Raw genomic sequence first — 1,688 nt, forward strand, 5'->3', positions numbered from 1 at the left:
CGCCGGAGCCAACCGTGCCGAAACCGCCATGGGCGATATGGCCGGTGACCGCTGGACCAACCGTTCACCCGACCTCGGCAGGAGCACCATTCCGCGATGACCACCACCGAGAGCTACGAGCGCCGCGCCTACGGGCTGTGGCAGAAGCCGCGCAGCGCGGGCCTGTTCGGCCTGCGCTGGGGTGAGACCGTGGTCGGCTTCGCCGTCGTCATCACCGCGCTGCTGACCGCGCTCGTCGCGGGGCCGAAACCCGCGTTCGTGGTGGCGGGATTCGGTTTGGTCGTGATGGTTCCACTGGTCTGGCGGACGGGGGGCCGCTCCGGATACGAGAACGGATTGATGATGTTCCATTGGTTGCGTGGCCGCAGCAAGGGTGAGCATGTGTACCGGGGCGGTCGGTTCTCCCGGATTCCGGGCGGCGTCACCCGACTGCCGGGTCTGATGGCCCCGTCGCGGCTCTACGAGGGCATCGACGCGGGCGGCTACAGCTTCGGCATGATCCACCTACCGCAATTCGGGCAGTACACGGTGGTGTTGCGCGCCTGGCCGCAGGGGCACGAGGCGGTCGACCAGCCCGTCATCGACCGCTGGGTGTCGGCATGGGGCACCTTCCTGGCGTCGCTGGGGCAGACCTCCGACATCGTCGCGGTGGTGCCCGTCATCGACACCGTCCCCGAGACCGGAAACCGTTTGCTCACCGAGGTTTCCGCCATCACCCGGCCGGAAGCCCCGGATCTGGCACAGCAGGTGATGTACGAGCTGGCCACCGAACTGCCGCAGGAGCGGGTGCAGCTGCTGCCGCGGGTGGCCATTACGTTCAAGGCCACCACGGCGGAGCGGCGGAAGAATCCCGCGGAGGAGGCCGTCGAGATCGGCCGTCGCCTGCCCGGGATCTGCGCGGCGCTGGCCGAGGCCGGGGTGCGCGCGCAGCCCATGTCGGCCGACGAGGTGATCTCCTTCATCCGGCGCAGCTACGATCCGGCCGCGCAGGCGGATCTGGAGGTGGCGGCGGGCGAACCCGGTGGGCACGGGTTGGATTGGGCCGATGCCGGGCCGGTGTCGCACGAGGAGCGCTGGGACCACTTCATCCACGACGGCGGCCGGTCGGTCACCTGGGAGATGGACACCGCGCCCGAGGGTGCGGTGGACGAGCGGGTGCTGCAACGGCTGCTCGCACCGAATCCCGAGGTGCCGCGCAAGCGCATCGCCATCGTGTACCGGCCGCACTCCGCCGGTGACGCCGCCCAGATCGTGGACGACGACTACAAGAACGCGCTGGTCGCGCAGCAGAGCGAGCGCGGCGTGGTGTCGGCGGCGGCCACGCTGCGGGTCGGCGCGACGCAGCAGGCGCGTGAGGAGCAGGCGCGCGGACACGGTGTCACCCGATTCGGCGCGCTGGTCACCATCACCGAGCCACTGCGCGGTGACCTGCCGCGGATCGAGGCCATCACCCGCGACCTGTCCACCCAGGCCCGACTGAAGATCCGGCGCTGCTACCGCTACCAGGCGGCCGCGTTCGCGGCCTCGCTCGGCTGCGGCGTCATCCTGCCGGAGCACGCCACCATCCCGAAAGCGCTTGTGGGGTAATCCACCATGGCCCGTGACGTCGAACCACCCGTCCGCGAACGCGATGCCGCGCCCACCCGGCGCGGCGGTCGCCGCGACATCCCCAGCCTCCCCGTGGAACC

1 protein-coding gene is annotated in these 1,688 nt (G+C 70.7%); it reads left to right on the plus strand.

Annotated elements, in window-relative coordinates:
• Positions 1 to 96 precede the first annotated feature (96 nt).
• Entirely contained in the window at positions 97 to 1,587 is a 1,491-nt protein-coding gene (locus tag QK444_RS36080; protein ID WP_029924311.1) for an SCO6880 family protein, read from the plus strand.
• Positions 1,588 to 1,688: the final 101 nt, after the last annotated feature.

It is taken from the genome of Nocardia sp. CC201C, assembly GCF_030010695.1.
GTDB classification, from domain to species: Bacteria; Actinomycetota; Actinomycetes; order Mycobacteriales; family Mycobacteriaceae; genus Nocardia; species Nocardia otitidiscaviarum.